Source organism: Aeromonas sp. FDAARGOS 1406, from assembly GCF_019048565.1.
Lineage (GTDB): Bacteria > Pseudomonadota > Gammaproteobacteria > Enterobacterales > Aeromonadaceae > Aeromonas > Aeromonas caviae.
The window spans coordinates 2,609,571-2,617,500 of record NZ_CP077378.1 but is presented as its reverse complement, the minus strand read 5'-3'; the positions used below and the strand labels follow the sequence as shown (position 1 = coordinate 2,617,500).

Sequence of the window (7,930 nt, the reverse complement as noted above, 5' to 3'; positions counted from 1 at the left end):
ACCCCATGCAAACTCCGAATACCAGTAAGTACTATCCGGGAGACACACGGCGGGTGCTAACGTCCGTCGTGAAGAGGGAAACAACCCAGACCGCCGGCTAAGGTCCCAAAGTTCTGGTTAAGTGGGAAACGATGTGGGAAGGCTCAGACAGCTAGGATGTTGGCTTAGAAGCAGCCATCATTTAAAGAAAGCGTAATAGCTCACTAGTCGAGTCGGCCTGCGCGGAAGATGTAACGGGGCTCAAACCAGGCACCGAAGCCGCGGATTCACACTTATGTGTGAGTGGTAGGGGAGCGTTCTGTAAGTCTGCGAAGGTGTATCGAGAGGTATGCTGGAGATATCAGAAGTGCGAATGCTGACGTAAGTAACGATAAAGGGGGTGAAAAGCCTCCTCGCCGGAAGACCAAGGGTTCCTGTCCAACGTTAATCGGGGCAGGGTGAGTCGACCCCTAAGGTGAGGCCGAAAGGCGTAATCGATGGGAAGCAGGTTAATATTCCTGCACGACTTGTAATTGCGATGGGGGGACGGAGAAGGCTAGGTGGGCCAGGCGACGGTTGTCCTGGTGAAAGTGCGTAGGTGGTGTTTCTAGGCAAATCCGGAGACACAACACTGAGACACGAGACGAACGCACTACGGTGCGGAAGCCATTGATGCCCTGCTTCCAGGAAAAGCCTCTAAGCTTCAGATTACAAGTCATCGTACCCCAAACCGACACAGGTGGTCGGGTAGAGAATACCAAGGCGCTTGAGAGAACTCGGGTGAAGGAACTAGGCAAAATAGAACCGTAACTTCGGGAGAAGGTTCGCTCTTGATGGTGAAGTCCCTTGCGGATGGAGCTGTCGGGAGTCGCAGTGACCAGATGGCTGGGACTGTTTATCAAAAACACAGCACTCTGCAAACACGAAAGTGGACGTATAGGGTGTGACACCTGCCCGGTGCCGGAAGGTTAATTGATGGGGTTAGCGCAAGCGAAGCTCTTGATCGAAGCCCCGGTAAACGGCGGCCGTAACTATAACGGTCCTAAGGTAGCGAAATTCCTTGTCGGGTAAGTTCCGACCTGCACGAATGGTGTAACCATGGCCATGCTGTCTCCACCCGAGACTCAGTGAAATCGAATTCGCCGTGAAGATGCGGTGTACCCGCGGCTAGACGGAAAGACCCCGTGAACCTTTACTACAGCTTGGCACTGAACATTGAACCTACATGTGTAGGATAGGTGGGAGGCTTTGAAGGCGTGACGCCAGTTGCGCTGGAGCCGTCCTTGAAATACCACCCTTGTATGTTTGATGTTCTAACGCAGGGCCCTGAATCGGGCTCGCGGACAGTGCCTGGTGGGTAGTTTGACTGGGGCGGTCTCCTCCCAAAGAGTAACGGAGGAGCACGAAGGTTGGCTAATCCTGGTCGGACATCAGGAGGTTAGTGCAATGGCATAAGCCAGCTTAACTGCGAGACGGACAGGTCGAGCAGGTACGAAAGTAGGTCATAGTGATCCGGTGGTTCTGAATGGAAGGGCCATCGCTCAACGGATAAAAGGTACTCCGGGGATAACAGGCTGATACCGCCCAAGAGTTCATATCGACGGCGGTGTTTGGCACCTCGATGTCGGCTCATCACATCCTGGGGCTGAAGTCGGTCCCAAGGGTATGGCTGTTCGCCATTTAAAGTGGTACGCGAGCTGGGTTCAGAACGTCGTGAGACAGTTCGGTCCCTATCTGCCGTGGGCGTTGGATGATTGAAGGGAGTTGCTCCTAGTACGAGAGGACCGGAGTGAACGAACCTCTGGTGTTCGGGTTGTCACGCCAGTGGCACTGCCCGGTAGCTAAGTTCGGAATCGATAACCGCTGAAAGCATCTAAGCGGGAAGCGAGCCCTGAGATGAGTCATCCCTGACCCCTTGAGGGTCCTAAAGGGCCGTTGGAGACCACAACGTTGATAGGTGGGGTGTGTAAGCGTAGCGATACGTTGAGCTAACCCATACTAATTACCCGTGAGGCTTAACCATACAACACCCAAGAAGTGTTCTGAGACTTGTAGCAGATACCGAGAACGAATAACTAAATCAGCTTTTTCAGATTGAAGATTTTTGCCTGGCGGCAATAGCGCAGTGGAACCACCTGACCCCATGCCGAACTCAGAAGTGAAACGCTGTAGCGCCGATGGTAGTGTGGCATTCGCCATGCGAGAGTAGGACACTGCCAGGCACCCAACACGAGAAACCCCGCTCATCTGAGCGGGGTTTTTTATTGCCTGAAATTCACGTTATCCATCCATATCTGGTTGATTTACCACCACGATTGCATCGTTATACAACCTGATCAGCGCAGGGAAGCTCCATGTTGACTATCCCGTCTTCCAGCTGAATATCGATCTTGAAACCGAGCCGTTTGGCCAGATTGATCATGCCGCGATTGCTGGGCATGGTCATGCCAGAGAGCTGGCCTATGCCACGCTCTCTGGCGTAGCGCACGATCTTTTCCATCATCAACTTGCCGAGTCCGAGCCCTTTCAAGTCTGAGCGGACCAGGATGGCAAACTCCGCATCCGATTGATCCGGGCTGGCAATGGCTCGCACCACTCCCAGGATCTGCTGGCTGAAAGGGCCGTCCTGACCCACGGCGACGAAGGCCATTTCCCGGTCATAATCGATCTGGGTCATGCGGGCCAGCTCCTCATGCCCCAGCTCCCCCACGTCGGCGAAAAAGCGTTTGTACCTGTCTTCATCAGACACCTGCCGCACGAACTGCTTGTGGGCCGGCTCGTCTTCGGGGCGGATGGGGCGCAGCAGTACATGACTCTGATCTTTCAGCCAGGCACCCTCTTCCAGCTCGGTGGGATAGGGGCGAATGGCCAGTGGCAGCACTTGTTGTCCTCGCTCTGCCAGGACGAGCCGGGCATCCAGGATCACCATCTCTTCACCACAGGCCTGCAGCGGGTGCAGATCCAGTTCTTGTATCTCGGGGAAGGCCAGCAGCAGCTCGGAGAGCTGGCACAGCACCTGGCCGAGGGCGTCGATATCGAGCCGTACTGGACTGGCCTGCTCGCGGATCTTGCCATCCTTGAAGGCACCAATGATCTGGTAGCGAGCCAGTGCCTGGTTGAGGGGAGGAAGGGCCGCGACCATCTCGCGGGGCTCGACACCCGACTCCCCGAGCAGGATGACGGGACCGAAAACCGGATCCTGCTGCAAACGGATCCGCAGCTCCAGACCCCCGCTGCGGCGTGCCATGCGTTGTACTAGAAGCCCTTCTATGCGGGCGCCAGGGTCGTGCTGACGTACCCTGTCCAGAATGGCATCCGCCGCTTGGGCGACTTCCGCCGAGGTGCGCAGGTTCAGCATGACACCGTGTACATCGGATTTGTGGGCGATGTCGGGAGATCGCAGCTTCACCGCTACGGGGTAGCCAATCTGTTCTGCAGTCAGTGCGGCCTCGATGGCATCGGAAACGATCCAGGTCGCGAGGGTGGATAGCCCGGCTGCCTGCAAGATGGGGTGGGCCAGATGGGTATCCAGTACCCGCTGCTGGCGGTCCAGCGCTTGCCCAAGGAGCTGCTGGCAGCGCTCGACATCGAGCCTGTCGCCCTGCAGGGAGGCCGGGGTTTCCATCAACTGCTTCTGGTTGCGGCGATATTCCACCATGTGCATGAAGGCCGTGACGGCGCTTTCCGGGGTGCGATAGGTCGGGATGCCCGCCTCGTTGAACAGGCGTCTCCCCTCCTGGGCGGAGTATTCGCCTGCCCAGTTGGTCAGGATGTTGAATCGTCTGGCCCTGGGATGCTGCTTGATGAAGTCGATCAGGCTGCTGGCGAGGGTGACGCCTCGGGCGGTGAGGGACGGTGCATGGATCAGCAGGATGGCATCGGCACCGTCCCCTTGGAGCAGCGTCTCGAGTGCACTCTTGTAGGCCTCGATATCTGCATCGCTGCCGATGTCGAGGGGTGGCATCGCCAGCTTGCCTCCCCGAGACAGCAGTACGTCTGCGGCCATGTTGGCGAGGCCGCGCCCGTTGGAGAGGATGGCGAGCCGCTCCCCCTTGAGGGTCAGGGAGTGGCTCAGGGTCTCGACAGTGGCAAACAGTTCGTGGGTATCCCGGACGCGCAGCATGCCAGCCCGGCGGATGGCGGCATCATAGACATTGTCGAGACCGTTGGCCGGGTCGTGCCGACCGCTCTTGAGGATCAGGATGGGTTTGTTGCGCGAGGCGGCACGGGCGGCGGAGAGAAAGTGCCTGGCATCGTGCAGCTTGTCCATGTAGATCAGGATGGCGCGGGTCGTCCCGTCCCGGGAGAGCTGATCCAGCAGTTGGCCAAAGTCGATGTCGCAATGATCGCCCAGGGAGATGAAGGCCGAGAAGCCGATTTCGCGCTGCTTGGCCCAATCCAGGATGGTGGTGCTGACCGCTGCCGACTGGGAGAGAAACGCCACCTGTCCCGGAGTCGCTGCAATGGGGGAAAAGCTGGCGTTGATACCCTGCCCGGGGAGCAGCATGCCCATGCTGTTGGGGCCGAGCAGCCGGATGCCGTATTGCTGGCACAGATGCTTGAGCCGCAGGCGCTCGTCAGTGGAGAACTGGGCGGCCAGTATGATGGCGGCTCCGGTTCCTTTCTTGCCGAGCTCCTCGATGAGCGGCAGTACCCGTTCGCGCCGGGTACAGACGATGGCGAGATCGGGGGAGAGGGGAAGGCTCTCTATGTCCGGATAGGCGAGCACGCCAGCGATGGCCTGGCTGCGGGGGGCTACGGGTAGTATAGGGCCCTGGAACTGACCCGCCAGCAGGTGCCGGATGACCACATGGCCTGCTTTCTGCGGATCACTGGAGGCGCCGATGACGGCGATCGAGTGAGGTTTGAAGAGCCGATCCAGGCCGCTTTGTTTCATGGGCACTCCTCGTGGTGGCCCCCGGGGCGAGGGGGACGGATGGTGCCAGTCTAATACGCTTTGCGTGCGGGTACTGTGACCGATTGCGGATCACGATCTGGCCAGTGCGCTGGCGCGCAGATAAAAGCGCAGCTCCCCCTGAATGCATTGCACCGTGGCGAGGTGCCTGTCCTGGAGATAGATCTCCTGCTCCCGATCGAGTTCATGGCGCTGGACCCCGAGGCTTTGCAGATATTCTGCGAACAGGATGGCACTGCGGATTTCGACAAGATGCTGGCTCACGCTCTATTCCTTGATGGTGGCTGGATGGTGCCGGCCAGTGTCCCCTCTTCTCCCCCACTTTCATACTGATACATTTGACACTCACTGTGGCTCTGACGCCTGCCGGATCAGCGAAGGCCTCCCTGGCCGCGTGCGGTGTCCCAGAAGGCGCGGATCAGCGGCTCTTCCAGCCGCTTCTTGAGCACGGCGATGCCGACGTCGAACGCCTTGAGCGCCGGTTTGGGCTCGACCACACGCACCTTGTCCCCCATGGGGCTGTGATCGATGACGGCGGCAGGCACGACACCCACACCGAAGCCGAGGGCCACCATGGCGACGATGCCCTCGTTGCCCGCCACTTCTGCATAGATGTTGGGAGCTATCCCCTTGTTGCGAAACCATTGATCACAGCGCTTTCGGGCCAGCCCCTGTTCGGAGAGGATCAGCGGCAGGCGCTCCCAGTCAGGTTCACCCAGGGGGAACCACTGACCCTGCTGGGGGGCATTGCGGGGGGCGATGAACACCAGAGGGACTTGTTGCAGGCTGGCGAATTCCAGCTTGGACGAGAGCGCATCCGGCCTCGCTGCGATGGCGAGATCGGCTTCGTCAGCCAGGATCTTGTCCACTGCCAGTGCCGGGTCGCCGGTCTCCAGCTTGATCTCCAGCTGGGGATAACGGCGGCGAAAGCGCTCCAGTACTTCGGGCAACAGAAAGTAGCTGGCGGTGACCGAACAGAAGACCCGCAACCGCCCTTGCAGCGGCTCGTCGCTGCGCTTGAGCTCCTGTTTGAGTTGGCGCCACTCCTGCAGCAAGGCACCGCCAAACTCCCGCAGCTTGTCACCAGCAGGGGTGAGCCGCACCGAGCGGTTGTCCCGCTCGAACAGCACGCAGCCGGTCTCCTGCTCCAGTCGCTGGATGGCGCGGCTCAGGGTGGAGGGGCTGACCGCCATGGCATCGGCGCTTTTGCCGAAGTGGAGGGAGTCGGCGAGGTGGAGAAACAGTTCGAGATTGCGAAGGTCCATCTTTTTATTCCTGCGGCGTTGTCAGGCGCCCTGTAGCACGATGGCTCGGCGGCGGGAGATTGCGGGAAATCACATTTCAATTCCTGCAACGTACTGTTTCGAATATATCAGTTCAGGCAATAAGTGTCCCGCGCTATAGTGGTTTCGACAACGCCGCTATCCGGCATGGAATCAATCGAACGGAGCAATCACCATGGCTAACTATTTCAACACCTTGAACCTGCGTCAGCAGTTGGCCCAGCTGGGCAAGTGTCGTTTCATGCAGCGCGAAGAGTTCGCGGACGGCTGCAACGTGCTGAAGGGCAAGAAGGTGGTGATTGTGGGCTGTGGCGCCCAGGGCCTGAACCAGGGTCTGAACATGCGCGACTCCGGGCTGGACATCTCCTACGCCCTGCGCAAGGCCGCCATCACCGAGAAGCGCGCCTCCTGGCAGAAGGCCACCGACAACGGCTTCGTGGTCGGTACCTATGAAGAGCTGATCCCGACCGCCGATCTGGTGCTGAACCTGACTCCGGACAAGCAGCACTCCGACGTCGTCAAAACCGTGATGCCGCTGATGAAGCAGGGCGCCGCTCTGGGCTACTCCCACGGCTTCAACGTGGTGGAAGAGGGTCAGCAGATCCGTTCCGACATCACCGTCGTGATGGTGGCGCCCAAGTGCCCGGGTACCGAAGTGCGTGAAGAGTACAAGCGCGGCTTCGGCGTACCGACCCTGATCGCCGTCCACCCGGAGAACGATCCCCAGGGTGAGGGCATGGCCATCGCCAAGGCGTGGGCCTCTGCTACCGGTGGCGACCGTGCCGGCGTGCTGGAATCTTCCTTCGTCGCGGAAGTGAAATCCGACCTGATGGGCGAGCAGACCATTCTGTGCGGCATGCTGCAGGCCGGTTCCCTGCTCTGCTACGACAAGCTGGTTGCCGAGGGCACCGACCCGGCCTATGCCGGCAAGCTGATCCAGTTCGGCTGGGAGACCATCACCGAGGCCCTGAAGCAGGGCGGCATCAGCTTGATGATGGACCGTCTCTCCAACCCGGCCAAGCTGCGTGCCTTCGAGCTCTCCGAGCAACTGCGCACCCTGATGCGTCCGCTGTTCGAGAAGCACATGGATGACATCATCGCCGGCGAGTTCTCCCGCGGCATGATGGCTGACTGGGCCGAAGACGATGCCAAGCTGTTCGGCTGGCGCGAAGAGACCGGCAAGTCCGCCTTCGAGAATGCCCCTGCCTATGCCGGCAAGATCGCCGAGCAGGAGTACTTCGACAATGGCGTGGTCATGGTGGCCATGGTCAAGGCGGGTGTCGAGCTGGCGTTCGAAACCATGGTGGCCTCCGGCATCTATGAAGAGTCCGCCTACTACGAGTCTCTGCACGAGTTGCCGCTGATCGCCAACACCGTCGCCCGCAAGCGTCTGTACGAAATGAACGTGGTCATCTCCGATACCGCGGAGTACGGCAACTACCTGTTCGCCAACGCCGCCGTGCCGCTGCTGCGCGAGCACTTCATGCCGACTCTGCAAGCAGGGGACCTGGGCAGTGCCCGTGCCGAGAGCAAGGCGGTGGACAACCTGGCCTTGCTGGCTGCCAACGAAGCGACCCGCAACCACCCGATCGAGAAGATCGGCCAGACCCTGCGTGGTTACATGAAGGACATGAAGCGTATTGCCGTCGGCGGTTAAGCCTTCGCTGAGCGGCATCGGAAGGGGCGGGGATGACGATCCCCGTTACTGGCTGGCTTAGACACCTGGCCTGTCGTCCGGATGATGCAAACAGAC

4 protein-coding genes and 2 rRNA genes (1 of these 6 running past the window's edge) are annotated in these 7,930 nt (G+C 59.7%); 3 read left to right on the top strand and 3 right to left on the bottom strand.

What is annotated here, in order from left to right:
* Nucleotides 1-2,002: ribosomal RNA gene (locus I6L36_RS12275) — 23S ribosomal RNA — on the top strand; it begins 888 nt to the left of the window's first position.
* Between the two features lie 84 nt (nucleotides 2,003-2,086).
* Nucleotides 2,087-2,201: ribosomal RNA gene (rrf, locus tag I6L36_RS12270) — 5S ribosomal RNA — on the top strand.
* Nucleotides 2,202-2,302: 101 nt separating this feature from the next.
* Here rrf and I6L36_RS12265 read toward each other — a convergent pair.
* The 3 genes from I6L36_RS12265 to ilvY all read right to left on the bottom strand — a co-directional run bounded on the left by I6L36_RS12265 (nucleotide 2,303) and on the right by ilvY (nucleotide 6,159).
* Nucleotides 2,303-4,876, bottom strand: a complete 2,574-nt coding sequence (locus tag I6L36_RS12265; protein WP_053287979.1) for a bifunctional acetate--CoA ligase family protein/GNAT family N-acetyltransferase — start codon at nucleotides 4,874-4,876, stop codon at nucleotides 2,303-2,305.
* A gap of 90 nt (nucleotides 4,877-4,966) precedes the next feature.
* Nucleotides 4,967-5,158, bottom strand: a complete 192-nt coding sequence (locus tag I6L36_RS12260) for a hypothetical protein (RefSeq protein ID WP_010676124.1) — start codon at nucleotides 5,156-5,158, stop codon at nucleotides 4,967-4,969.
* Between the two features lie 107 nt (nucleotides 5,159-5,265).
* On the bottom strand, nucleotides 5,266-6,159 hold the full coding sequence (gene ilvY / locus I6L36_RS12255; protein WP_048209637.1) for an HTH-type transcriptional activator IlvY: 894 nt from the start codon (nucleotides 6,157-6,159) through the stop codon (nucleotides 5,266-5,268).
* A 193-nt stretch (nucleotides 6,160-6,352) separates the two neighbouring features.
* Between ilvY and ilvC the strand changes: the two genes are divergently transcribed.
* A complete protein-coding gene (gene ilvC, locus I6L36_RS12250) occupies nucleotides 6,353-7,834 on the top strand; it encodes a ketol-acid reductoisomerase (RefSeq protein WP_039041087.1) in 1,482 nt (493 codons plus the stop codon).
* Nucleotides 7,835-7,930 lie beyond the last annotated feature (96 nt).